Genomic DNA, 24,155 nt, shown 5'->3' on the forward strand with positions numbered 1-24,155 from the left:
GGCCAAGGCAAAGGGAAGCAGTGCAAGGCCCGCTCGCAACAAAAGAGTCAGAAAGGGCTTTCGAAGGCCTTGGCGACATTCCGATCGGCGGCACAGGAACCGCGCAAGGCCTGCCATTGCGCGGGGCTGAGGGCGGGGCGATAGCGCGCGCCGGGCTGGACGGCGGCGGAGAAACGCTTGGCGCGTTCGGCTGAAAGCGGGTGCGAGGAGAGCCAGGTCATCGCCTGCGCCGCGCGCCCCGCCTCCCCCTTGCCGCCCATCCGTTCGAAGAAGGCGGCCGTGTCCGCCGGGGAAATGGCGGCGGCGCGCATCTGGGCGATGGCGACGCCGTCCGCCGCCGCTTCTGCCTCCCGCCCGTAGCTCAATGCCAACACGCCGTTCAGAGTGCCGCCCGCATTGCCGCTGAAACCGCCCAGCACAACGCTAAGACCCAATTGGCGGACAAGGGCGTTCATCGTGTCGCGGTTGCGCACATGACCCAGTTCATGACCAAGAACGCCTGCTACCTCATCGGCGGAGGCGGCCTTTTGGACCAGACCATCGAACAGGATGATACGCCCGCCGGGCAGGGTTACGGCATTGGGGATGGGGATGTTGGCGAGAGCGACGTCGCGCGCCTCCCCCTTCGGATCGGTGCGGGCAACCAGCGCCTTGAGCGCGGCGTCGCCTGCCACCGTGTGGCAGAAGCGACCGCCGAAATCACCGACCATCGCATCGCCCATCCGGTTTTCCCATGCCCTGGGGATCAGCGGCGCGATCCAGCGCGGCGCGGCCAGTACCGCGCAAACCACCAATATGGCGACTAGGGTAAAGGCCCCGGCGGCGGGCCAGAAGCCCCACCGGTCAATCCAGCGGCCATAGCGTTCGGCCTGTGGCAAATGCGCGGCAATGGCGGGTGGCGCGTCGCCGTTGAAGCCCATCCGCCAGCCGGGCAGCGTGCGGTGGCCATAGGCGTGGCGTCCGCCTTCGGTGCCGATGACGGTCAGTTCCGCCCAGTCGACCGGTGCGCCTGTCCAGCCGGTTTCCGGTTCCTGCGGCACGAAGCCGTTACCCACTTCGCGCAACAGGACGGAACGGCGGACCGCGCTTTGCCCGTCATAATGCCAGAACCGGAAGCCGTCCTTCGCGTCCATGGCGGATCAGAAGGCGCCGACGTCGAAGGCGTCGAGCAGGCCTTCGCCATGCCGGGCGGTCTTCGTCTGTGACTGGGTCAGTTCGTCGGCATGGATTTCCCCGGTCGCTTCCATGTGGGTCGCGAAGAATTTCCAGTGCCGATATTGGAGGAAGATCGCGCCGATCCCCAGCGTGCAGATGACCAGCGCAATATCACCCAGGAACAGCATCAGCCAGTCCTTCGTGCTCGCCTGAAAATCGAAGTTGAGGCCCGACAACGACAGACCGCCAACCGCAACACGGAAGAATTTGGCGTAGAAGGCCAGCGCGATGAGGCCAAGGCCGAGGTAGAAGGCCAGCACCCGCAGAATGATCGTGCCGATAAAACCCGCCGCGCCGTTGGGATTGGCCATCTGGCTGATCCCGGCAAAGGCAAAGACAGCGAACAGCAGGATCGGCAGCAGGTAGAAGAGCAGGAAGCGCCCGAACGTCTCGCCCGACGATCCCTTTGCATCGAACACATAGGGGCCAAAGCTCATCTTGTTCCAGCGTTCGTTCCAAAGCGACATCATCGACCAGGGAATGAGCAGGCCAAGGGCGATCATGCCCACGGCATTTTTCCACAGATAGGAAGCGCCATAGCCAAAGCCCTGATCGTCGCTGCCGCCGCGAATACCGTGCCACCATGTGCGGCTCAGCCGATAACGCAGCGCCCGGAAGCGCGCGAGGCCGATCATATAGCTGATCGTCAGGACCGAGGCGAAGGTGAGAAGCGCAGCCAGCCCGCCCCGCCCCTGAAGGATCAGCGCCTGCGCACCGAACTGGATGAAAAGAAAGGGGACGCCAACGATCAACATCACCATCAGGAAGCCGACGAACAATTCCTTGCCCGTGCCCGTCCATTCCAGCCGGTCGTCAATGAAGCGAGTATGCGACCAGAGGTAGCGGCGGGTGCGCGTGGTCGCCCAGAAGCGATAGATGCCCAGCGTGACGATCGTCAGCAACAGGTTGGTGAAGGCGATCGGCGCATAGTCGCGCCAGTTTCCGTCAAAAGCGAAGGCGCCCGCATCGCCCTGATCGTCATCCATTACATTCCCCCAAACCCCTGCGACCAAGCAGACAATGCTCCGGCCAGCCCGTCAAGCCCAATCGGGCATATCCCCGAGTCATGGAAGGTCATGGAAGGACAGCGGTAAAATCTGTGTTTACGTGAGCCTATTTCCCGCTACGCATCGGCGATGACATCTTCTCCGCTCCACCCGGCGCCCGGCTCCGCGCCCGCCCCGCTTTCGCGCTCGCTCTTCTTCTTTTCGGTCCTTTATGGCGGCATGGTCTGCATTGCAGGTGTGCTGGGGGTAAAGCAGGTGGCGCTTGGCCCTCTGGCGGTGGAGGCGGGTATTTTCGCCTTCCTGCTGCTGGTCATCCTGTCGAGCGCGGTCGCCGAATTGCACGGGCAGAAAGTCGCGACCACGCTGGTCCGGCTGGGCTTCGTGCCGCTGCTGGTGTCGGCGGCGCTGATCCAGATCGTCGTCGCCCTGCCCCATGATCCGGGCATGTATCCCCCGGCGATTGAGGCGTTTCCGATCGTCGTTGGTCAGGGTGCGCGGATGATGCTGGCGGGGCTTATCTCCTACGGCATATCGCAATCGCTGAACGTGCTGATCTTTGCCAAGCTGTCGCGGGGCGAGGGCAAGCTGGTCTGGCTGCGCGGCATGATCGCCAGCGTCATATCGCAGAGCGTCGACACCGTGCTGTTCATCACCATATCCTTTCTGGGCGAACGGCCGATCGTCGATCTGATGGCAGGGCAAATGATTACCAAGGTCGCACTGTCGATCATTCTTGTGCCGCCCTTGATTTCGCTGGTGGTGGCGCTGGGGCGGCGGTTGGATCGCTAACTTGCGATAATCGCCCATTGGCCCTATGCGCCCGCGCATGACCAGCAAGCACGCCCCCGCTCCCGCCCTTCTCGCCAAGGCGGAAACCCTGACCGAAGCGCTGCCCTATATGCAGCGCTATGCGGGCAAGACCTTCGTCGTCAAATATGGCGGCCATGCGATGGGCGACCCGGAACTGGCCCGCGATTTTGCCGAGGATGTGGTGCTGATGAAGGCGGTGGGGATCAACCCCGTCGTCGTGCATGGCGGCGGACCGCAGATCGGGGCGATGCTGAAGAAACTGGGCGTGGAAAGCAGCTTTGTCGATGGCCTGCGCGTGACGGATGCAGAGACGGCCAAGGTCGCCGAAATGGTGCTATCCGGCGCGATCAACAAGGAACTGGTCAACTGGATCGCGCAGGCCGGTGGTCGCGCGGTCGGCATTTCGGGCAAGGATGGCGGCTTCGTCACCGCAACCAAGGTGCACCGGACCAAGAAAGACCCCGACAGCCATATCGAGCAGGTAATCGACCTGGGCTTCGTCGGCGAACCGTCCAGCGTCGACCGCACCATATTGGACACGATCAGCGCGGCAGGCATGATCCCGGTAATCGCGCCGATCGGCGTCGGCGTGGATGGCGAAACGTACAATATCAATGCCGACACGATGGCCGGCGCGGTGGCCGCCGCGATGGGCGCGTCCCGCCTGTTCCTGTTGACCGACGTGCCGGGCGTGCTGGACAAGGCGGGCGAGCTGATGACCGACCTGGACCCAGCACGTATTGAAGAGTTGCAGGGCGACGGCACGATTTCGGGCGGCATGATCCCAAAGCTGGAAACCTGCGTCACTGCGGTCGAGGCCGGTGTGGACGCCGCCGTCATTCTGGATGGCCGGGTGCCGCACGCAATGCTGCTGGAAATCTTCACCAAGCAGGGCGCTGGAACGCTGGTCCACCGCTGAGGCTGGAAATCAGGCGCGCCCCTGACCACATAAGCCTTGCTGAAATCCCGACAGCCGTAACGATGTCCATCGAAGGGGTTGCCCCCTTGGTGGAAATAGCTCACCGCGCCGCTTGTGGCGTAGGCGTCCGCTGGGGTAAAGGCACCGCAATCGCTTTTCGGAGACATGGATTTGATCGAGCTGCTCAGGGCCTTGATGGGCATCATCTACATCGTGCTTCAGGCCGCCACCTGGATCATCATCATCCAGGCAATCCTGTCCTGGCTAGTGGCGTTCAACGTCATCAACCTGTCCAACGACTTCGTGCGTACCGTGCTGACCGCGCTCGACCGTATAACTGAGCCGATGTACCGGCCGATCCGCCGGATCATGCCCGATCTGGGCGCGCTGGACCTGTCGCCGATGGTCGTCCTGCTGACCATCATGATCCTGCAACAGGCGATCCTGCCCAACCTGTTCGCGCTGCTGGCGCGGGTCGCTGCCTGAATCAGATAGGGCCGAAACCCATCTGGCGACAGGATGGCGACGATCTGCTGCTCGCCATCCGGCTGACCCCCGGCGCGCGGCGTGAGGGGGTTGGCGGCGGCTGGACCGATGCGAACGGCAACGTCTGGCTGACGGCCAGCGTGCGCGCGGTGCCGGAAAAGGGCCGCGCCAATAACGCGCTGATCGCCCTGCTGGCGAAGGCGCTGTCAGTTCCGAAATCCACGATTTCACTGGAATCAGGCGACAGCAACCGGCTAAAGCAATTGCGGATAACCGGCGGGGCCAAAGCGTTATCGCTGGACCGACTGACCACCTTTATTGAGCAACAGGCAGACGCATCATGACCACCATCGGCAAGACCATCGACGGCAAGGCATTCGCCGCCGTCCTGCGTGAGCGCGTCGCCGAGGGTGTCGCGGACTTCGTCGCATCGCAAAGCCGCAAACCGGGGCTGGCGGTCGTGCTGGTGGGCGAGGATGCGGCGAGCGGCGTCTATGTCCGCAACAAGGGCAAGATGACGGTCGCGGTCGGCATGGAAAGTTTCGAGTATAAGCGCCCGGCCAGCATCGGTCAGGAGGATCTGCTCGACCTGATCGAAGAATTGAACGGCGACCCGCGCGTGGATGGCATCCTCGTCCAGTTGCCACTGCCCGCCCATATCGACGAAGCCGCCGTGATCGCCGCGATCGACCCGACCAAGGATGTGGACGGCTTTCACGTCGTCAATTCGGGGCGGCTTGCCACCGGGCAAAAGGCGCTGGTGCCCTGCACGCCGCTGGGCTGCATCATGCTGTTGAAGGATGAGCTGGGCGACCTGTCGGGACTTGAGGCGGTGGTCGTCGGGCGTTCCAACATCGTCGGCAAGCCGATGGCGCAACTGCTGTTGGCGGAAAATTGCACGGTCACGCTGGCGCACAGCCGCACCCGCGACCTCGCCTCCGTCGTCCATCGCGCCGACATCGTCGTGGCGGCGGTCGGCCGGGCGGAGATGGTGAAGGGCGCCTGGATCAAACCGGGCGCGACCGTCATCGACGTCGGCATCAACCGGGTGACGGATACAGAGGATGGCAAGGCCCGGATCGTGGGTGACGTCGCCACTGCCGAGGCGATAGCCCATGTCCGCGCCATCACACCGGTACCGGGCGGCGTCGGGCCGATGACCATCGCCGTCCTGCTGCGAAACACGCTGGTCGCAGCCCATGCGCGGGCGGGCCTGCCGGAGCCAGTGGGCCTGTGAGAGCAAGGGCTGGGCTGATCGCCTGTGCGGCGCTGGGCCTGATCTCGGCCCGCGGCCCAACGCGGATACAGCCTAATCCCAGCGCCGTGATTGCCGCCGAGATCGCCTTCAACCGGCTGGCGCAGGAAAAGGGGCAATGGACCGCCTTTCGCGAGACGGCAGCGAAGGACGCCGTGATGTTCGTGCCCCAGCGCGTGCTGGCGCTGGACTGGCTGAAAGGCCGGGCCGATCCGCCCCGCGCCGTCAGTTGGACGCCTGAGCGCGTCTATGTTTCTTGTGACGGAAATCTGGCCGCCAGCACAGGCGGCTGGAAGCGGCCAGATGGCAGCGTCGGCTATTTCACCACCCTGTGGCGGCGCGACGTGAAGAAGAATCGCTGGCAGTGGATATTGGACCATGGCGACACGCTGGCGACGCCCCGCCCCGCGCCTGAGTTCCTGATCGGCAAGGTCGCGACCTGCAAGCGTCCTGACGGGCCACCGCCGCCGCCGCCCGCCAAGGGCGAGAAGCCCGTTGAACCGCGTGACGAGAGTCTGCTCTGGGCGGCCGACGTTGCGACCGATGGCAGTCGCCATTTGGTCATCAGCGTCTGGAACGGCAGCGGTTATGATGTGGTGATCGACGACAAGGTTGCGGCACAACAGCCAGGCGGGGGCGCGGCATGATAGAATTATTCATTTCGGCGTTCGTCACTCTGTTCGTCGTGATCGACCCACCGGGCTGCGCGCCCATCTATGCCAGCCTGACCAGCGGCGCGAGTGCGACCCAGCGGCGGTCGATGGCGATCCGCGCGACCGGCATCGCCGCCGCCATCCTGCTGGTCTTTGCCCTGTGGGGGAAGCAGTTGCTGGGCGTGCTGGGCATCGCGCTCGACAGTTTTCGGATCGCGGGCGGCATCATGCTGTTCATGATCGCGATGGACATGGTGTTCGAAAAACGCACCCAGCGGCGCGAGGACCGGGCGCAGAAGATCGCCGACACCCCGGAAGTAGAGGACGTCTCTGTCTTTCCCATGGCGATGCCGATGATCGCGGGGCCGGGGTCGATCGCCACCGTCATGCTGCTGATGTCGCGCGCCAATGGAATGGCGGAGCGTGGCGTGGTGTTGGGCGCCGTGGTGCTGACGCTGGGCCTGATGCTGGCGGCACTGCTGGCTGCGGGGCCGCTGATGGCGCTGTTGGGCAAGAAGATCGAAGCGGTCATTACCCGCCTGCTGGGTGTGCTGCTCGCCGCGCTGGCCGCGCAGTTCGTGATCGACGGGCTTAAGGCGAGTTTCTGACGCCAGAGACTGGCAACGATCAGGCGGTCATGGGGTCCAGTCGGCCCCGTGCCGACAGAAAAGGCCCCTCGGGTTTCAACGGAGGCGCGAAACGTCCGAAGCCGACCGGCCCCGGCATGTCGATATAGATCGCCTCCATACCACCACGCGCTCGATAGCTTTCGTGCCAGAAGCCCGTACCGCCACTGTCTTTCAGATACGTCCGCCACCAGTGGATATGAGGCGCGATCTTCGTGAACGCCTCCAGGCTCTCCAGGTCGCGCCAATATTGGCGGATGCCGATATGGGTGAGGCCAAAGAGCATTTGCTCGTCCGCCAGCAGACCGTCGGGCCGATCCTTGCGGATCATTGCCAGCCCGCGGCCGATGCCCAGCAACGCCGCCAAGCCGCGCATCCGGCGAACCCGAAAGCCGAGCAACACCACCACCAGGTCAGGATAATCGCGCAGATCGACCGAGAGACGTTGAGCAGGGACTTGCATTGGCACGACTCCATCCATTGTTTATGCTGTACACATAGCAATTCATGTATACGGTGTAAACAAGCAATGCTGCACTCCTTATCCCTGCGCGATCGCCTCCTCGCACAAGCCCTCATCCTGCTGGAGCGTGGTGACAGCGATCTCAGCCTCCGCGCGCTCGCACGGGAGACAGGCGTGTCGGCCATGGCTCCCTATCGGCATTTCGTCGACAAGGCGGCGCTGATGGCGGCCATCGCACTGACTGGCTTCACGATGCTGGAAAAGAATGCGGAACAGGCTGATCAGGCATATGACCCCCACGCCGCACTCGTCGCGCAGGGCGTGGCCTATATCGCGTTCGCCCGGCGCCATTCCGCCCTGTTCCGCCTCATGTTCGCCGATGGCGCGGGAATGGCCCTGCCGGAACATCAGTGCCGCGGCGCCTATGACGCGATGGCACGGCGCGTAGCCGAACTAGCGCCAGATCGGGCCGACGCAGGAGCGCTGGCCTGTTGGGGATTGGTCCATGGTCTTGCGACATTGGCGCTGGATGGTCGCCTGGCAACCGATCCGGCGGGCGAAGCGGCAGCGATCGAGATTATGGCCAACGCGCTGACGGCGGCGCGCCCCGTCTGAGGGCACCGCCGTCAGCCTGGCGTCAGCGAACGTCGCCTTCCGTGACCGGCGCGATCTTGATCTCGACGCGGCGGTTCAGTGCCTTGCCTTCCTCTGTCGTATTCGAGGCGATCGGCTGGGTTTCGCCATAGCCCCGCGTCGCGATGCGGGCAGACTGGACGCCGTGGCTGGACAGATAGCTCGCGACCGCACTGGCGCGCCGTTCCGACAGACCCTGATTATAGGCGTCGGCGCCATCGCTGTCGGTGTGACCCAGCACGTCGATATAGGTTTTGGGATATTGCGCCAGAACCGAGGCGACTTCGTTCAAGGTCGGCTGGAATTGGGGCTGAACATCTGCCCGGTCATAGGCGAAGGTGATGCCCGACGGCATGCGCAGCAGCAAGCTGTCACCGTCGCGGATCACGTCCACGCCGCTGCCCGCCGTCTGTTCGCGCAGCTTGCGTTCCTGCGCGTCCATATAGGAGCCGACCCCCGCGCCAGCGATCGCGCCAATGCCCGCGCCCAGGATCTTTTCAGTCCGGTCGCGCCGGCCACCGACCAGGTCGCCCAGCAGATAGCCACCCAGCGCGCCACCGATACCGCCGATCGCAGCCTTTGATATCTGGCGTTGACCGGTGTTCGGATCGGTCGTGCAGGCGGCAGTGGTGAGCATGGCGGCGAGGCCCGCCGCGCCCATGATCCGGTGTGAAATCCTCATGATAGTCGTCCCTTGCATATCGTTACCGTCGAGCGCGGACATATCCCCCAAGCGTCGATCGTGCAGCTTTGTTCCACAACCGAACTGAATTGACCATGAGGGGGCTGTTGTGAAATTGAAAGAAACCGGGCATGAGGATCGCCGACCGCTATGGCCACGATCCCCCCCCACATATCCACGCCCTTTCCCTGGGCAGACCTTGTCATCATCCTTGCGCTGGTGGCGTTGAACGGTCTGTTCGCCATGTCCGAGCTGGCCATCGTCTCCGCGCGCAAGCAGCGTCTGCAGGCGATGGAGAAGGCGGGACGGCGTGGCGCGCGCACCGCACTGCTGCTGGCGTCCGATCCCGGCAAATTCCTGTCGACGGTCCAGATCGGCATTACCCTGATCGGCATCATCGCGGGCGCCTATTCCGGCGCCAGCCTGGGCGGGCCTGTCGGTGAGCGGTTGCAGCCGTTCGGGCTGACGCACGAAACGGCGCAAACGCTGGGTTTTGCGATCGTTATCGGCCTGACCACCTATGCCTCGCTGATCATTGGCGAGTTGGTGCCCAAGCAGTTCGCCCTGCGCGCGCCGGAGCCGATCGCGATATTGATGGCCGGGCCGATGCTGTGGCTGTCGCGGATTACTGCGCCGATCGTGTGGGTGCTGGATGGATCGACGGGGCTGATCTTCCGTCTGCTGCGGATGAACCGCGAATCGGAAAATCATGTCACTGCCGAAGAATTGCACCTGATCGTCGCCGAGGCCAGCAAGTCCGGGGTCATCGAGGAAAGCGAGCGGGCGATCATCTCCGGCGTGGTGCGGCTGGCCGACCGGCCAGTGCGGGAGGTGATGACCCAGCGGATGGATGTCGACTGGATCGACGTCGATGCCGACGACGCCACCATCCGCGCCAAGCTGCTGGCGACGCCGCACACTCGCCTGCCGGTGGGACGCGGATCGGTGGAGGACATCATCGGCATCGTCCAGGCGCGCGATATCATGACCGCGCTGTTCCGGGGCGAGGCGCTGAACGTACACAGCCTGATGCGCAAGGCGGAGGTCGTGCCCGACCAGGTCGATGCCATGGACGCGCTGGAGGTGCTGCGCCGCGCCGATGTGCCGATGGTGATGGTCCATGACGAATATGGGCATTTTGAGGGGATCGCGACTCCCGCCGACCTGCTATCCGCGATCGCCGGCCATTTCGCATCCGACCGCGATGCCTATGACGAGCCGGATATGGTCGAGCGCGACGACGGCAGCCTGCTGGTGTCCGGACAGATGCCGATGGACCTGCTGGCCGACCATATCGGCATCGACCTGCCCGAAGACCGCGATTATGCGACCGTAGCGGGCCATGCCCTGTGGCTGATGAAGCGCCTGCCCGAAGTGGGCGATTTCGTCGAGGATCAGGGATGGCGTTTCGAGGTGATTGATATGGACGGGCGCAAGATCGACAAGCTGCTCATCGCGGAGCGATAGTCAAATAGCGTCGCGGAGCGATAAACAAAGCAGCGTCGCAGAGCGATAGACGCGCCACCAGATGTTTTCCTTTCGTTCTCCTTATGGCATAAGCCCCAATCATGGGAATCGAGGACGATCCGCCACCGCGCAAGATCATCCATGTCGACATGGACGCCTTTTATGCGTCGGTCGAACAGCGCGATAATCCTGAACTGCGGGGCAAGCCGGTCGCGGTCGGCGGCGGCGGACCGCGCGGCGTGGTCGCCGCCGCCAGCTATGAAGCGCGAACCTTTGGCGTGCGATCCGCTATGCCAGGCGCGCGGGCCCGGCGGCTATGTCCCGACCTGTTGTTCGTACCGCACCGGTTCGAGGTCTATCGCGCGGTATCGGCGCAGGTCCGCGCCATCTTCCAGCGTTTCACCGACATCATCCAGCCGCTTTCATTGGACGAGGCCTATCTGGACGTGACCGTGAACAAGCCCGGCATCGCGTCGGCGACGGTTATAGCACAAGAGATACGGCGGATGATCCGGGAGGAAACGGGCCTCACTGCTTCGGCGGGCGTGTCCTATAACAAGCTGATCGCCAAGCTGGCATCGGACCAGAACAAGCCCGATGGGCTGTGCGTGGTGCGGCCGTCGGAGGGCGCGGCCTTCATCGCCGGGATGCCGGTGCGGCGCATTCATGGCGTGGGTCCGGTGACGGCGCGGCGGATGAGCGCGCTGGGGATCGAGACGGGCGCGGATCTGCGCGACCGTGCCCTGCCCTTCCTCCAGCAGCATTTCGGCAGCGCGGCGCATTATTATTTTCGCGCCTCACGCGGGATCGACGACCGGCCGGTGCATGAACGGCAGGAGCGCAAATCGGTCAGCGTCGAGGATACGTTCTTCGACGATCTGGTGGAAGAGGACGCACTGCTACGGGAGATCGACCGGATCGCGCAAAGCCTGTGGGGCCGGATCGAAAAGTCGCGCTCTTATGGCCGGACGGTGGTGCTGAAGGTCAAGTTCGCCGACTTCCGCATCATCACCCGGTCAAAAAGTTTTGCTGCGCCGGTGCGATCGCCGGAAATATTGGCGGAGACGGCCCGCGCGCTCCTGCGCGCCCAACTGCCGTTGCGGATGGGCGCGCGGCTGCTGGGGCTGGGCGTCCATAATCTGGATGGCGAGGAAGAAGAGGCCGCGCCAGCCGCAGAGCAGCTGGCGCTGGCGATCTGAGGCCGAGCGCAACGCCTGTCAGAAGGGCAGCCAGGTGCGCTTTTCGCTGAACTTCATATAGCCCGCATTGACGCCCAGCCGATAGCCGACGCCCAGGCGGATCGGGATCAGCACGACATTGCCCCAGCGCAGATAGCTGGCGGTGAAGCCACCCACCAGATAGGCTGTGCCCTCCGCCGCCGGGAAACGGTGATAGAGATCCTGCGTGTCATACAGGTTGTAAACCAGCACGAAGGTGTTGGACGCATTACCGCCCACGTCGAAACCGACCGAAGGGCCGGTCCAGTAGACTTCGCGCTTGCCTTCGATCTTGTGGTTGAGCGTGCCCGACCCATAACGCAGGCCGACGACGAAAGCGCCCGACGCCTCGCGCCCGGCGATATAGGCATTAGGTCGCCCCTGATCCTTCAGGATCTTCTCGATCATGCCAGCAAGGCCCTCGGCGCCCTTGCCGAACACCCCTTCGGCCGCGCCGATCAGGTCATCCTCCTGATAGGAGGTACTGGCGTCCGGGGCCGCGGGCGGCGAATTGGTGGTGACGGGCGCGCCGGTGGCGGTCCCCGCATCCGGATTCGTTGGACTGTCATAAACGCCGCTGTCGGACGAGGCGGGAGGGCTGCTCGATACACTGTTATCGACACCCGGATCGGACGGCGCACTCTGGCTGGGCGGCGGCGGGGCGAGATCGGCGTCGATCGCACTATTGGGATCAACCGTGCGGACCTGTGCATGTGCAACCGGCGCAAGTCCCAGCGCGGCCAATGCGAGGGCAATCGTACCGGCGCGTCCCAGCCGCCCGGCCAGACGCCCGGTAAACCCAGCGATCGTCCCCATCATGATAACCATACTCCCCGACACCCGCTCAAACATAAAAATATGACGGTGATTATCGGGTTCGAAGCTGAAACAGCAATGAACGAACGGCGACCTGAGTCGATTCCGGGCCGGAATGAATCAACCGACCTGCTTTTCCTGCATTTTCCTGCACACTACCCCGTTGCCATGCACAAAAGCCGTCGCTATAGCCCAACTCGCCTAGCCGCTGTCCGTTCAAAAAGCGGGCATTCAGGCCATGTGGAGACGTGGGTGAGTGGCTGAAACCAACGGTTTGCTAAACCGTCGTACTGATAATTCGGTACCGAGGGTTCGAATCCCTCCGTCTCCGCCAGAAACCCCTATTCAACCCATTCCAAACAGTCCCGAAAGGGCTGATTTGCGTCTCGTTTCCTGCTATGTTCTCTTTCGATCAGTCCCAACCAATCCCACTCAAGAGCGGGGTATCGAGGGGTATGACCGGGGGTACGACAATTCAGGATCGGGGTATCGATGCTCACTGACGCACAGGCTCGCAAAGCCAAGGCCGCAGAGAAGCCATATAAGATGGCAGATTCGGGCGGCCTATATCTTCACGTCGCGAAGACCGGACTTCGCACATGGCGGATGAAGTTCCGGTTCGACAAGAAGGAGAAGCTGCTGACGTTCGGTCCCTACCCCGATGTATCCTTGTCAGATGCCCGCGACATGCGCGACGATGCCCGGCGAAAAATCCGCAACCATGAAGACCCGTCAGGCGCTCGCCAGCGCGCCCTTGCAGCCAAAGAGGACGAGCGAATAGCGCAGGCCAGCGAGTTGTCTTTCGAAGCCGTCGGGCGGATATGGCACGAACAGCAAGCCCCCCGCTGGGCACCCGTCCATGCTGCCGACGTCATCACCAGTCTGGAACGAGATGTGTTCCCTGACATCGGGGCCAAGGCCTTGCGCGCGATAGACGCGCCAGCCGTCCTCGCGACACTGCGCAAGGTCGAAGCGCGGGGATCGATAGAGACAGCGAAACGACTGCGCCAGCGCATTTCTGCGATCTACAGCTACGCCATTTCAGAAGGCATCGTTTCGACGGACCCTGCAGCGGTTGTCGGCAACGCCCTCAAGCCCCTGCCGAAAAAGCGCAAGCAGCCGTCCATCACCGATCCAGAGCAAGCCCGCGAGGTACTACGCGCTGCGGAGGCGTCTGGCGCGTCACCTGTCACCAAGTTCGCATCACGACTGCTGGCATTGACCGCTGTCCGCCCGGCCGTCGTGCGCGGCGTTACATGGGACGAGTTCGAGGGCATTGATTGGTCCGGCGACCTTATAGGGCCGCAGCGCCCCTTATGGCGCATTCCGGCCGGGCGAATGAAGTTGATCCTCGATAAGAAGGACGAGGAGGAGTTTGAGCATCTTGTCCCCCTGCCCTGGCAGGCGGTCGACCTTCTCCGGGAGGTGCGCCGCCTCACCGGCCGGGCGTCACTCGTTTTCCCCGGTCAGCGCCACACGCACAAGCCATTGAGCGAGAACGCGATCGGATATCTCTATAATCGAGTGGGGTATCACGGGCGGCATGTACCCCACGGCTGGCGCGCTGCCTTTTCTACCACCATGAACGCCCGCGCCGTGCGCCAAAAGCGGTATGAGGACAAAGCCGTCATCGAATTGATGCTCGCCCATGAGCCGACCAATAAAGTTGCAGCCGCCTATGATCGCGCCGGCCACATGGAGAGGCGCCGGGAACTGGCGCAGGAATGGGCAGACATGCTGATGAAGGGGCTGGCACCAGCGCGCGATCTGCTGGATGGGCCGCGTCGATAGCGCCTCAAGCGTGATATGATCCGGCGAATCGACAGGAGGCGCCCATGCAGACCAACGAACTCGGCGAAGGCTTCGGCGAATGGCTGGTGAAGCAGGTCAAACGTGACGACTGGATCGGGACGCTGGCGAAGTCCGCCAAGGCTGATTTCCGGTTCCGGGCCAACAGCACGCCGGATGATCTGCGCAAGCGGCTTCAGGAGGCCGGGGCGGAGGGCGATACGTTTGAGGCGCTGGACGATGCTGAAGTGGAGTGGTTGAGCGCGGAATGAACGATACGATGAAATCGTACCGTTGACGATTTCTCCACCTCTTTTGTTCATGGTATGATCTCATTCGAATCGAGGGGTCTTACCACATGCCAATAACCCGCAGTCCTATGCCCGAGGGTGAACAGTGGTCAACTGCCTGTCAGCTAATAGAGGCCCTTGGGGAAGAGGTGGGCGATTATCTAATGGCCCGCATACGGTCTCTGATGGACGCTCACGACCACGTAGGCGCGAAGACCTGGCTCGACATCTGCGACAAGGTGCATCGGCTATGGTGCAGCTGCGGCACCGTTCACTGACGCCATGGTGCTGACCGACTGGGAGATATGGGCCTGCGCGCAGCAGGTCATCAAGCAGCACGGTGCGAAAGCTCCCGCGTATGTCGCGACCCGGATTGGGCAACTCGCTGCCGACGGTGATCTGAACGGCGTGCAGGCATGGCAGGCCATCGCGGCCCGCGTCGACCAGTTAATGGATTATCGGACCGGCAGGCCGCTTAGTCGACAATGAACAAAAGCCCCGCAACCGTGAGGCGTGGGGCAAAAGAAAAGCCCAGCGGGTTAGGCTGGGCTGGGTGGGATAACGTTACCGATCTACTCGCGAACGGCGTCTCGGGCGATCTGCAACGACAGGAACATTTTCGTTCCCCCGTCATACTCCTCAAAATCCATCTTCTTGTAGAACCGCTTCACGTCCTCATTGATGGGGAAGACGATTAGGTGGGGCAGCCCAATCTGCTCGCCAACCTTAGCGAAAGTGGACACGATCTTGCCCAGCATTGCTATACCGATGTTTGATTTTTGGAGTGGGCGCTGAACCCCCATCCAAGCCAATTGAAGGCACGGGAATTCTCCGCTCTGCCCCAGCCTGGCATAGTTACCGGGGAGTTTGCGAATTTCTTCCGTAACGCTGGCGAGCGAATAGAAACCGGCCACGCCATCGCTATTCGCAACCGATGTGCAAGTGACCCGATGCGATGTCCGTTTGTGAAATTTCCACGCATCCTTGCGGAAGAAATCGTTCACTGCCTTTTCACCGCAGCAAAATTTTGATGTGTCTTTTTTATCCGACAGCGACCAGAAATTTACTGACGGCACCTCCCCCTGGTGCGTCAAGTCTTACTCCGGTTTTTGGCTCTCGCGATACAGGCGTACAGCATTCTTAAGGGCGGACGATGCGCCACCCTTTCGCTGGTAGACCTTTTCTCCAACCTTAAAGGCGGCAGCGGTCGCACGCTCGGATTTTGTTCCGCGCATGAAGCCGAAGGGCTTGCTAAGAGCTGCCATTTGTTGCCTCCTTGGTTGATGGTGAAGTTTAGAACGCCTCGGTTAAGAAGCGGTTTCAACGTTCATGTGAAATAGCAGATTTGCGGGCAGATTGACAATAGCCCGTCAAGCATTTACGTAGCCGGGAGTACGCTACGTAAATGGGCGACCCAGGGCCTCCCCAGGCGAATCACCCTCACCTCACCCCACCACCCGGCAAAACACCGTGACCGCTGGCGTGATGCTGCCGAATATGTTCGCAGCGATCGTGTGTGTGGTCGATAACAGCCCTCGATTGCAAGGCTATCCTCCCTGTTTCCCTGAGTTGCACACATCCCGCAGCCTAATTATATCCGTCGCGATCCCGGCGTGTTTTACTCAGCGGTTTTAGCGCCGGGGTCGCCTGATATACCTGTGAAATTGTCTCTCGGCTTAGAAGGCGGCCAGTCGCTGCCCAAACGGCATCCCGTCGTGTGCCCAACGAAGAGCCCCGCAACCTTGAGGCGCGGGGCTAGTTGTTTTGTACCATGGGGATGGCATACTTAGAATACGCGTGAACTGCCGAGTGGTTCCGGACAAAAAAAGGCGCGGCAACCGGGCTGCCCCAATCCAAACCGCGCCTCTTTATACCCGGCGACCAGACCGAGGACGACCTGATCGCGTTGGGCTGTTATATATAGGATACCCCCCTGTTAAGCAGCGCGTGAAGCGGTCAATAAGCCGGTTTGGATAACATGCGCTATCATGTGGGCACGATTGCGTGTGCGTGTCTTGAGCCGCACATTTTCGATATGCCTCTCGACAGTACAGGGCGCTATGGCCAGTTCTATGGCGGCTTCCTTAGCCGAAAGGCCAAGGGCAACGAGGTTGATAACCTCTGTTTCGCGTACAGTTAAACGTGGTTCAGATTGATTGTGCAACATATTCTTCCCCCGTCAGATGCAAGGCCGCGCTATGCTGCTAACCTGTGCATTTGAGAATTGAGTTGATTGTTGCGACCCTTCCGAATCTCTGTCCGGAACCTAATTATATCCCACGTAGATGGCTCCCGCTATTTTTCTCTACGGATTTTTGCGACCAGCTTGTCTCGCAATCGGACAGTCTCGACTGAAAAAAGAACCTCGCGCCAGATCAGCGCGAGGTCAGGTAATCGAGATTTACAAGACAGCTCTTGCACCTTGATTTAGATCAGAGCCGCCAGGGGATTGGCATCGGCAAATTGGTGTGGGTAAAAGCACGATATACTCGCAACACCCGCACCAACGGGCAGCGGCGGTGGCAAAGTTCGCTGCTACCCCACAGGCTCCTGAATAACGGCCATGATCGCCGCGACCGCCAAAGCGACGCCCGCATTGTTCGGATGCTTCTCTGCCGCGCCCTCATTCAGCAGCAGCGGGTTCGAGCCGGTAGACAGATACGGCAGGGTCGCCCCGCCCGGAGAAGCCCCGTCGGGAACGTGACCGAATACCCATTGCAGGTCGAGCAGTCCGGAATGTGGCGCATTCTCAGCACGCATCGCCTTTGCGCGGACGATGTTCTGATACGCCTTCATCTCCATGCTGGTCGCCTGCTTCACCTCTGGCTGGATGACCGGGAGGATGGCGGCGTTCGGCAGGGCTGTGCGGAGATTGGTGTAGAGCGCATCGTAATTGTCGCTGAACTGCTTTACCGTCCGGCCGGTACCGTTAGCGCCCTCGTCGTTGACCATCAGCATAGGCATCAACAGGTCGACCGGGGCGATCCCGTCGATGATCTGGTACGCCTGCCGCAGCCGATCGCCGAAACTTGCCGACGTATTGCCCCAGCCGAACAGGCCGGACCCGGACGATGCAGCCTTCGTGATGAGGATGCCCGGAGCATCGGAGCGGGTGAAGTGCCCGAACGGCGACCATGTGCCAGAAACCCGCTCGACGTCCCACACCGACGCGCCAACCGGAATGAAGGCGCTCAGGTCAATCATCTGAACCGAAGCGGCGGCAGTCGTGGTGAGCGTTACCGTTGTCCACGCCCCTCCATTCACACGCCAGCGCATCTCATGGGTTCCAGCGGTCTCCGCCCGGTAGAGGATCGCCAGCCTGGTCGCTTGTACGCCCGCTGGCAGGCTGAACTGCACGGGCGCCGCGCCACTGGTCGCCGTCAGGCCGCCCAGGTCGATGGATGCCTGCGGACTGCTGTCGCCCGGCTGGTTCGTAAAGCCAGCATCCACCGTCACGGGATAGAGCGATGGCCGGACATTGCCATAAGGCGTAGCCCCGCGTTTCGCCCATCCGGTCCAGCCGCCGCCAGCATCGCCATAGATGGAGAACAGCCGAGCCGCCAGCGCGCCGGACACATAGCCAGGAACGTCCAGCCAGCTATCGCCCGGCCCCATGACATAATGGAACTGCGAACCCAGAGCGACATCGCCGCGCGCGAGGGCCTCCAACTTCCGGCGCGTCTTCACAGGCAGCGACCGCGACCTCAACTTGCCTGGATCGGAGAATGACACGCTCTTGATGACGCGGCGGGCGAAGCTGGTAGGAATTGCGATCGATCCGGCCGACAGGCATCCGGCATGGACGCTGTCGTCATCGAAAACATACAGAACGTCGCGCGCGGCAGGGAGCGGCACGGACAGCGCGTCAGCAGGCCGTGTCGAACTGGTCGCGCCCGTGATGATGAAGGACGTATGACTATCCGCCTCTACCTGCATACCAAGCCCGATCAGGGTGGCATCGACCGTTGCGCTGTCAGGCCCCATGCCGAACTGACCCACAGCATCGGCGGCGCCAGCGGTGAACAGCAGGCGGATGCGATAAACCGTCCGGCCGGAGGCAGGATCGGTGAATGCCGTTTGGTCAACGACGGTTGCCACACCCGCATCGGTCGCTGTCACTGCCAGATTGCCGACCGGGCCAGAGATTACGGTCGTAAGGTTGGTCGTGTTCTGACGGCAAATGATCCGCGCGCGTCCAGACGTTCCCGCTTCATAGAAGGCTGTCACCGCATAAACGGCGCCGGACACTATGGCCACGCTCTGATGCCGCCTTGTGGTCAGCGATCCAGACGTGGCGATGGTGAGGCGATTGAAAATGCCCAGCGATGTGCCGCCCGCATCCGATAGCGTGGCGCTGGCGACCTGCCAGCCGACAGCGCTCATATCGGTTGAGCGGGCAAGGATGTTCTGCTTCGACATCTCGATATAGGCGCCCTGGCGCTTTTTCGTGACGGGATCATAGGCAAGGCGGATGGTGTCAGCGGCGACCGCCTCAAGATTTCCCGCTACGTTCCATGTCGTGGCGTTCCCCAATGCGCGGGCAAAGGTGTAATTCGCCGCGCCGCTGGCAACAGAGCGATATTCCGTGGAGGCGAGCCAGGCCCGATCCTTCCCGAAGTCGATGGACTGCTGATCATTCCACGCCCATGCGGGCTTTGGCACGACGACGACAGGTCGAAGCGAATAGTTCAACCCCTGCGCGACGGTGTAGCGCGCCGGGATATGGTCGAAATAGACCCGGATGCGCGCGGGCTTCCCGTCCAGATCAGTCACCTTGGCCGCAGTGGACGGATCGAGCGTGATATAGGTGCCGTCGAACGTCGCCCCAGTAGCAGGCTTGATTGCGTCGAGTGGATTCATGCCGGTTGGAATGACGATGCTGACATCGGTGAGATACCAATGCGGGCCGGCGAGAAGGCTGGCCAAGCTGTCTGCCATATACAATGCATAGTGCAGGTCTTCGAAGCCGAGGTCCGTCCTAAGGCGGAACACGGAGTTGCGGATGTCCACTTCATCCGAGATCAGTGGTTGGCCGCTGGTGGTAGCGAGCCCGTCTATGAACATGACCTGATAGGATGATGTCCAATTGGCGCCGAAAACTTGAAAGCGGCGCATCGCATAGTCGGCTTGGAAGCAATCGCCATGGATCTCTGCCTCGAGTCCGCGAACTCCGGAAATGGTCGTGTTGATGAGCGTCACGTCAGGAAAATCCACAAGCGTCCCGGCCGTGCGGATGGTCCCACCAATCTTCATCGCGTCGCCTTGATCGCTGTTCACGATCTCGACGCCTTCTACGCGCACTGATTCCGAAATGTCCTTGAGGATGATCGAAGTCGTGCCGGCGAGTTCGGCGGCCTGATAGATGCCCTGGACAACGATGTTGCGGCCTGAAGTGACCTGCAATTTGCCCGTGCGAAGATCGCGCGGGCCGGTTAGGACTGCATCGACATACGCCGCCGAACTGTAATTCAGTGGCAGGGCCACAGACGTGTAGCCCGCAGCGCTCTTCCGCGCGAAAGGGACCGGGCGCAGCGACAGCGGCGCCTGGCTGACCGACGCCCCGTCCGGCAAAACCGCTGCTCCGATATCGAGCGCGATCGCGGCGACCGAAGGCGGTGCGAACACGCGGCGCGGGACTTTCTGAAGGCCAGACCACAGCATGATTTCGACGGGTTCGCCGCTGTCGATCGGGCCGCCAGCCGACAGCGTGCCAGACTCGCCGGGGTCAGCGGCACTGGCGACGCCCGCGCGCACGAATGCGGAGGCTACCGCATCATCGATTTCGAGGCGCACCGGCTCGACGGATGGTCGGCGCTTGTCCCAAAGCAGGATCTTCTTCATGTGGCTCAGTCCTTCGTCGGTTCGTTCGGATCGATCGCCGCCACGCCGCGCCAGGCGGTGATCAGGCTTTCCAGCTTCAGGGTGTTGTCGGTGCAGGCTTCGGCGTCTGCGACATCCACGATGGCCGCTTGACCGGGCCGCACAGGTCCGTCGGACAGGATGGGAAGCGCGGAACCTCCCGCGTCTCCGCTACCACCCGGATCGGCTCTGGGGGCCGTCCGCAGGCGCTCAGCCAAGCGAGTAAGCTCATGCTCGCGAGTATCGAGATACGCATTCTGTTCCTTCCTGATGATGGCGACCTGCTCTGAGGCGACGCGGGTGTTGCGGGCGCGATCGAGGCGCAGGGCTTCGGCTGTCCGGTTGACGATCACGGTGCGAAAGGCGGCATATTCGGCGCGAGAGGTTGACAGATCCCGCTTATAGGTTGCTCGCAGGTGGTCGACCCGCAGGCCCCATGCCAACGATGCCGCGATAGCGAGGCCAGCCGCCCCAGCGAGATAGGGGCGGAGAGGATCAAGAAGGCGGGCGATCATGCCCTATCCCAATCGGGGATATCGACCATCAGCCCCGCGAGCGCGTGCGAGCAATCGCCAAGGAACTGGATGCGGCCATCGGTAACGAAGGAATGGCAAACAGACGGAATGCCGTCACCGCGATCAGCATCCGCGCCATTGTATGTGACAAGGATTGATGGTGTGAAAGTCGGCTTTTCAGGGTTGCCGTTGTAGCCCCAGCGCGGCCCCGGCCCGTCACCGACCATGACCCTGTGCGCGCCATCGCAGCCAGGACACCAGAACATCAGCCCGCCGCCCGCGACGTTGCGAAGGATGGAGGAGGCGGCGCTCATGCCGCCCGGCCCAGCCAGCCATAAACGAAGGCCTCTTGGCTGGGGTTTGCCCGCGCGATCTGCTTGTAGCGCACCGCCTGGTCGCCATTCAGTCCTGCGAGAAGCCGGGCCTCTCCTTCTGCCCCACGCAATGCCTTGTAGGACCGTAGCGCCGCCAGCGTGGCGGGGCCTATCGCGCCGTCTTCCTTCAGGTCCGGCCATAGCTTGCCGCCCTGATTGAGAGCGTTGAGCCATTCCTGAAGCCATATCGCCGGTCGCGCTGGCCCCATGTTGACGCCCGTGTCGAACAGTTCCTCGCCAATGCGCGGGAATATCTCTGCGACGGCAGCGAAGCCGGGCTTGATCGCATATTCCTGCCGATAGATCGCAACGGCGGTGGCGCGCGGGAGATCGCGCATATCGCCCTTATATCCATTGGCGCGGGCAACCGCCTCCGTGATTCCCCAGCGGGTCGGCCCGCCCCTGTCGGCGGGATGGTCGACATAGCCACCTTCCTTGCCGATTGTCGCCTCGATCATGGCTTCGATGGTCATGTCATTCTCCCATGAAAAAGGGCGCTCGGAAGCGCCCTGTGGAACTGTGATGATGCGGGCCGATCAGTGGCCCAGTTTGCGGTCAGCCTCTTCTACCAACCGCCGAAGATCGTCAGGCACCGGCTCAGCCAGTGCGGCGAGAAACGCTTTGGCGAGAATATTACCCCGCGCTGCACAAGCTCGTGTCAGGTCATCAGCGGCGCATTTCCGCGCACGGATCGCGTCTCTCGCCTCGCACATCACTTTCGCTCCTGCTGGATCGTCGTAGCCAGCGCAGACATGGATGCCGCAAGCGACTTGTCCGCTTCGGTGCGGTCCTTTTGCATGGCCAGGTCTTCAGCGCGCGCCGCCTGTTCATCCTTGCGCCTCATCAGCCGGTCCCAGACCATGTAGCCAATCAGGAGGCCCGGCGCGCCAAACTGGGTCGCCAGTGCCGAAATGATGCTGGTTTCAGCCATTATACTCCACCCACTGTGTATTGGTCGTTTTCAGCCCTTCCCCCTTCCGTCAGGGATACCGTCTCATGGTAAGCGGTCGGCGGCTTATTCATTCGACTCTTCCAAAAGACCGCTTATTTGCCTGGAACGCGCCAATTTTCAGGGAATCGATATGGAATATGTTGACCGGGTTATCGAGAGCGTCACCATGACGCTGGACGGCGGCATCTACATCCGGGTTACGTTCCGAAATTGTGAGCTTTTCTATGCGGGTGGTTCCATGAAAATTGATGACGTTCATTTCGAAAACTGCACCATGAAACTCATTGAAGGTGCCGAATCCACACACAAGCTCCTCACTACGCTCTGTCGAGGTGGCGGACTGGACGCCATTCCTTTTTATCATGGGCAATGACCCTGTTTTCTGAGGCGCTTTTCGCATAACAAATCCTGTTCCCCTCTCGGCTTTACGCCGGGACAATGACCCGCTTTAGAGACACGCTATCAACCGTGGAGTTCGGATAAGCGTTGGAACCCCCAAGGAAGACAGTCTCCTGCGTGGCCACGAACTGGCGCACAACCTCGCTGCCGTCGGGGTTGGGAGATGGGCTGAGATATCGTTGGCTAGCATTGAAATACCCGCCGTCAGTGCGGCCCGCGCCTACCCCAAACGTGCCGCTGGACTTCAACTCGTAGGTTTCGCCAATCTCAAGAATATCCAACCGCCGCTTGAATCGTGCGGGGGATACGTGGTCGCCAGTATCCCAGAGCGTGACGGAGCGCATGAACCCGCCGCCCGCGCCATCGCTTTCCCACTCCATCGAGCAGCCCGGCGCAGAGTCTATGTCCGTCCATCGCCCGTTGTTGATGGGGAACATGCCGTCGCTGATAAGTTCCGGCCCGCGCGTCACGCCGGGAAGGTCGGGGACTTTGAAGGACGTGACCTCGTGGACCTTGACCAGCATCTTTGCCGTGTTGTCGCGGGCGGCGCGATATATGCGGAATTGCGGATAGGGCCGCCGCTCGACGCCAAAACCGATATGCTGGTCGTTCAGGTCAACGATGAGATCGCCGTCTTTCCAGACGTGGAGATAGCCGCTCGTGTCATTGGCATACAGCTCGATCAGGAAGTCATATTTGACCCCCTCGACGATATTGTGGGTGGGATTGATGAGGCTGGAGGCCTGAAAGACAATCTCGTTGATCACGTCAGTGGCTAGGCCGTTCGCATCATAGACTTGCAAGGACTTATAGATGCGGAAGATCGGCATCGCGCTGCCAGTGCTCCACTCATAGCTTAGACGGAAGGGACCAGCGGTTTCATATTCCTCGACTCCCTTGATCTTCATCGCGTGAATTTCGCAGAAGTTGATCCAGGTGTTCGGAGCTACGGCCGTGCAGCCGGGACCAAACACAACGGAAAAATCCAGCTTGAGAACCCGGTCGCCTGTCGGGAACGGGTCGATCCATCCGTCCAGGCCGATACGATTGACCAAAAGGCTGTCGCCCGCAGGCCGATCGCCAGGCCTCACTTCCATGGCGACCCATCCCGGCTCCCCGAGATAATGCCCGAACTGGACGTTATAGGGCCGCTCGGGGCCGTGATACTCGGTTGGAATGGCATTGACCCGGTTGGCGGTGAGGACAAGAAAGTCCTGCCCGCCGAGGGTGTAGGAGTGCCGCAATTTGATGCGGGGCTGTCCCTGCATTCGCATGGCTGGCATGGGTTAAGCCTTGATCGTGAAGGCGAGGCCGGAAATCCCGGCATCGATCGTGGCAGGGGCCACCAGCTTCAGCAGTGACCCGGCCGGTATGATGGTATCGCTGCCGCTCGTCGTAGCGAAGGTGAACACGCCCGCCGTCGAAATCGTGATGGTGCCGATTGCCGTCCCGGTGCCGGGCGACAACGTGCCGCCGGATCGCAATGTCAGAACGTAGGTTGCTACTGGCGGCGTTTGAACAAATCCGACCGATCCGACCATATTCGCTTTGAGCGTGAATGCCGTTGCGATGACGCAAAAGTCCACGACCTCGTTTGCATCGGGGCTGCTCTGGAAGCGGAAAGCGATGTCATAGGTCGCGCCCAACAATCCGCTGGCAATAACGGTGTCCAGTTTCGTCACCATACCAGCGATGAGGTCGGCCAATTCATCGGGTGAATAGGGCATAC

General features: G+C 61.9%; 29 protein-coding genes and 1 tRNA gene. 15 read left to right on the forward strand and 15 right to left on the reverse strand.

Annotated elements, in window-relative coordinates; genetic code table 11:
- Positions 1 to 47: 47 nt before the first annotated feature.
- Positions 48 to 1,133: a M48 family metallopeptidase gene (locus tag WFR25_RS23255; RefSeq protein WP_336974103.1), complete on the reverse strand. Its 1,086-nt coding sequence runs from the start codon at positions 1,131 to 1,133 to the stop codon at positions 48 to 50.
- Positions 1,134 to 1,139: 6 nt separating this feature from the next.
- Complete coding sequence (locus WFR25_RS23260; protein ID WP_336974105.1) at positions 1,140 to 2,201, reverse strand: YjgN family protein; 1,062 nt, start codon at positions 2,199 to 2,201, stop codon at positions 1,140 to 1,142.
- A gap of 150 nt (positions 2,202 to 2,351) precedes the next feature.
- On the opposite strand from WFR25_RS23260, the gene WFR25_RS23265 reads away from it, so the two are divergent.
- From WFR25_RS23265 to WFR25_RS23295, 7 genes are all read left to right on the forward strand, one after another.
- Positions 2,352 to 3,011 (forward strand): queuosine precursor transporter, encoded by a 660-nt coding sequence (locus WFR25_RS23265; RefSeq protein WP_336974108.1) that lies wholly within the window; start codon positions 2,352 to 2,354, stop codon positions 3,009 to 3,011.
- Between the two features lie 25 nt (positions 3,012 to 3,036).
- Entirely contained in the window at positions 3,037 to 3,951 is a 915-nt protein-coding gene (gene argB / locus WFR25_RS23270) for an acetylglutamate kinase (RefSeq protein WP_336974110.1), read from the forward strand.
- A 165-nt stretch (positions 3,952 to 4,116) separates the two neighbouring features.
- On the forward strand, positions 4,117 to 4,437 hold the full coding sequence (locus WFR25_RS23275) for a YggT family protein (RefSeq protein ID WP_419723181.1): 321 nt from the start codon (positions 4,117 to 4,119) through the stop codon (positions 4,435 to 4,437).
- Positions 4,438 to 4,457: 20 nt separating this feature from the next.
- Positions 4,458 to 4,781 (forward strand): DUF167 family protein, encoded by a 324-nt coding sequence (locus tag WFR25_RS23280; protein WP_419723221.1) that lies wholly within the window; start codon positions 4,458 to 4,460, stop codon positions 4,779 to 4,781.
- Positions 4,778 to 5,674 carry a bifunctional methylenetetrahydrofolate dehydrogenase/methenyltetrahydrofolate cyclohydrolase FolD gene (folD, locus tag WFR25_RS23285; protein ID WP_336974111.1) on the forward strand — a complete coding sequence of 299 codons (897 nt, stop codon included), beginning with the start codon at positions 4,778 to 4,780 and terminating at the stop codon, positions 5,672 to 5,674. The genes WFR25_RS23280 and folD overlap by 4 nt, the downstream gene beginning before the upstream one ends.
- Positions 5,671 to 6,339: a hypothetical protein gene (locus WFR25_RS23290; RefSeq protein ID WP_336974113.1), complete on the forward strand. Its 669-nt coding sequence runs from the start codon at positions 5,671 to 5,673 to the stop codon at positions 6,337 to 6,339. The genes folD and WFR25_RS23290 overlap by 4 nt, the downstream gene beginning before the upstream one ends.
- Positions 6,336 to 6,953 carry a MarC family protein gene (locus WFR25_RS23295; protein ID WP_336974114.1) on the forward strand — a complete coding sequence of 206 codons (618 nt, stop codon included), beginning with the start codon at positions 6,336 to 6,338 and terminating at the stop codon, positions 6,951 to 6,953. The genes WFR25_RS23290 and WFR25_RS23295 overlap by 4 nt, the downstream gene beginning before the upstream one ends.
- 19 nt (positions 6,954 to 6,972) lie before the next feature.
- On the opposite strand, the gene WFR25_RS23300 is transcribed toward WFR25_RS23295, so the two are convergent.
- Positions 6,973 to 7,434, reverse strand: coding sequence for a monooxygenase family protein (locus WFR25_RS23300; RefSeq protein WP_336975024.1), 462 nt, complete (start codon positions 7,432 to 7,434; stop codon positions 6,973 to 6,975).
- A 66-nt stretch (positions 7,435 to 7,500) separates the two neighbouring features.
- On the opposite strand from WFR25_RS23300, the gene WFR25_RS23305 reads away from it, so the two are divergent.
- Positions 7,501 to 8,049 carry a TetR/AcrR family transcriptional regulator gene (locus WFR25_RS23305; RefSeq protein WP_336974115.1) on the forward strand — a complete coding sequence of 183 codons (549 nt, stop codon included), beginning with the start codon at positions 7,501 to 7,503 and terminating at the stop codon, positions 8,047 to 8,049.
- Between the two features lie 22 nt (positions 8,050 to 8,071).
- Here the strand turns inward: WFR25_RS23305 and WFR25_RS23310 are convergent, their stop codons facing one another.
- Positions 8,072 to 8,749, reverse strand: coding sequence for a YiaD family glycine zipper/OmpA-like lipoprotein (locus WFR25_RS23310; protein ID WP_336974117.1), 678 nt, complete (start codon positions 8,747 to 8,749; stop codon positions 8,072 to 8,074).
- Between the two features lie 150 nt (positions 8,750 to 8,899).
- Between WFR25_RS23310 and WFR25_RS23315 the strand changes: the two genes are divergently transcribed.
- Both WFR25_RS23315 and dinB read left to right on the forward strand, forming a co-directional pair.
- Positions 8,900 to 10,216 (forward strand): hemolysin family protein, encoded by a 1,317-nt coding sequence (locus WFR25_RS23315; RefSeq protein WP_336974118.1) that lies wholly within the window; start codon positions 8,900 to 8,902, stop codon positions 10,214 to 10,216.
- A 101-nt stretch (positions 10,217 to 10,317) separates the two neighbouring features.
- On the forward strand, positions 10,318 to 11,415 hold the full coding sequence (gene dinB / locus WFR25_RS23320) for a DNA polymerase IV (protein ID WP_336974120.1): 1,098 nt from the start codon (positions 10,318 to 10,320) through the stop codon (positions 11,413 to 11,415).
- An 18-nt stretch (positions 11,416 to 11,433) separates the two neighbouring features.
- Here the strand turns inward: dinB and WFR25_RS23325 are convergent, their stop codons facing one another.
- The gene (locus tag WFR25_RS23325; protein ID WP_336974122.1) at positions 11,434 to 12,252 is read right to left on the reverse strand and encodes a DUF1134 domain-containing protein; all 819 of its coding nucleotides are present in this window, start codon (positions 12,250 to 12,252) and stop codon (positions 11,434 to 11,436) included.
- 239 nt (positions 12,253 to 12,491) lie between these two features.
- On the opposite strand from WFR25_RS23325, the gene WFR25_RS23330 reads away from it, so the two are divergent.
- The 4 genes from WFR25_RS23330 to WFR25_RS23345 all read left to right on the forward strand — a co-directional run bounded on the left by WFR25_RS23330 (position 12,492) and on the right by WFR25_RS23345 (position 14,816).
- A tRNA-Ser gene (locus WFR25_RS23330) sits at positions 12,492 to 12,583 on the forward strand.
- Positions 12,584 to 12,795: 212 nt separating this feature from the next.
- Positions 12,796 to 14,040 (forward strand): tyrosine-type recombinase/integrase, encoded by a 1,245-nt coding sequence (locus WFR25_RS23335; protein ID WP_336974125.1) that lies wholly within the window; start codon positions 12,796 to 12,798, stop codon positions 14,038 to 14,040.
- Between the two features lie 44 nt (positions 14,041 to 14,084).
- The gene (locus tag WFR25_RS23340) at positions 14,085 to 14,309 is read left to right on the forward strand and encodes a hypothetical protein (protein WP_336974128.1); all 225 of its coding nucleotides are present in this window, start codon (positions 14,085 to 14,087) and stop codon (positions 14,307 to 14,309) included.
- Between the two features lie 300 nt (positions 14,310 to 14,609).
- The gene (locus WFR25_RS23345; RefSeq protein WP_336974130.1) at positions 14,610 to 14,816 is read left to right on the forward strand and encodes a DUF6961 family protein; all 207 of its coding nucleotides are present in this window, start codon (positions 14,610 to 14,612) and stop codon (positions 14,814 to 14,816) included.
- An 83-nt stretch (positions 14,817 to 14,899) separates the two neighbouring features.
- Here the strand turns inward: WFR25_RS23345 and WFR25_RS23350 are convergent, their stop codons facing one another.
- From WFR25_RS23350 to WFR25_RS23385, 8 genes are all read right to left on the reverse strand, one after another.
- Positions 14,900 to 15,421, reverse strand: a complete 522-nt coding sequence (locus WFR25_RS23350) for a hypothetical protein (protein WP_336974133.1) — start codon at positions 15,419 to 15,421, stop codon at positions 14,900 to 14,902.
- 842 nt (positions 15,422 to 16,263) lie between these two features.
- Positions 16,264 to 16,494 (reverse strand): response regulator transcription factor, encoded by a 231-nt coding sequence (locus WFR25_RS23355; RefSeq protein WP_336974136.1) that lies wholly within the window; start codon positions 16,492 to 16,494, stop codon positions 16,264 to 16,266.
- A gap of 368 nt (positions 16,495 to 16,862) precedes the next feature.
- Positions 16,863 to 20,168: a phage head spike fiber domain-containing protein gene (locus tag WFR25_RS23360; RefSeq protein WP_336974138.1), complete on the reverse strand. Its 3,306-nt coding sequence runs from the start codon at positions 20,166 to 20,168 to the stop codon at positions 16,863 to 16,865.
- Positions 20,169 to 20,173: 5 nt separating this feature from the next.
- A complete protein-coding gene (locus WFR25_RS23365; protein WP_336974141.1) occupies positions 20,174 to 20,701 on the reverse strand; it encodes a hypothetical protein in 528 nt (175 codons plus the stop codon).
- On the reverse strand, positions 20,698 to 21,015 hold the full coding sequence (locus WFR25_RS23370) for a ubiquitination-like system serine protease family protein (RefSeq protein ID WP_336974142.1): 318 nt from the start codon (positions 21,013 to 21,015) through the stop codon (positions 20,698 to 20,700). Before WFR25_RS23370 ends, WFR25_RS23365 begins: the two co-directional genes overlap by 4 nt.
- Positions 21,012 to 21,548 carry a glycoside hydrolase family 108 protein gene (locus tag WFR25_RS23375; protein WP_336974144.1) on the reverse strand — a complete coding sequence of 179 codons (537 nt, stop codon included), beginning with the start codon at positions 21,546 to 21,548 and terminating at the stop codon, positions 21,012 to 21,014. Before WFR25_RS23375 ends, WFR25_RS23370 begins: the two co-directional genes overlap by 4 nt.
- Before the next feature lie 63 nt (positions 21,549 to 21,611).
- Positions 21,612 to 21,788 carry a hypothetical protein gene (locus tag WFR25_RS23380; RefSeq protein ID WP_336974147.1) on the reverse strand — a complete coding sequence of 59 codons (177 nt, stop codon included), beginning with the start codon at positions 21,786 to 21,788 and terminating at the stop codon, positions 21,612 to 21,614.
- Positions 21,788 to 22,006, reverse strand: a complete 219-nt coding sequence (locus tag WFR25_RS23385; RefSeq protein WP_336974149.1) for a hypothetical protein — start codon at positions 22,004 to 22,006, stop codon at positions 21,788 to 21,790. The genes WFR25_RS23380 and WFR25_RS23385 overlap by 1 nt, the downstream gene beginning before the upstream one ends.
- Before the next feature lie 151 nt (positions 22,007 to 22,157).
- Between WFR25_RS23385 and WFR25_RS23390 the strand changes: the two genes are divergently transcribed.
- Positions 22,158 to 22,400: a hypothetical protein gene (locus tag WFR25_RS23390; RefSeq protein ID WP_336974151.1), complete on the forward strand. Its 243-nt coding sequence runs from the start codon at positions 22,158 to 22,160 to the stop codon at positions 22,398 to 22,400.
- A gap of 52 nt (positions 22,401 to 22,452) precedes the next feature.
- Here WFR25_RS23390 and WFR25_RS23395 read toward each other — a convergent pair whose 3' ends face one another.
- Positions 22,453 to 23,709, reverse strand: coding sequence for a polysaccharide lyase family protein (locus tag WFR25_RS23395; RefSeq protein ID WP_336974154.1), 1,257 nt, complete (start codon positions 23,707 to 23,709; stop codon positions 22,453 to 22,455).
- A gap of 3 nt (positions 23,710 to 23,712) precedes the next feature.
- Positions 23,713 to 24,153 carry a hypothetical protein gene (locus WFR25_RS23400; RefSeq protein WP_336974156.1) on the reverse strand — a complete coding sequence of 147 codons (441 nt, stop codon included), beginning with the start codon at positions 24,151 to 24,153 and terminating at the stop codon, positions 23,713 to 23,715.
- Positions 24,154 to 24,155: the final 2 nt, after the last annotated feature.

It is taken from the genome of Sphingobium aromaticiconvertens (assembly GCF_037154075.1).
In the GTDB taxonomy this organism is placed as follows: Bacteria; Pseudomonadota; Alphaproteobacteria; order Sphingomonadales; family Sphingomonadaceae; genus Sphingobium; species Sphingobium aromaticiconvertens.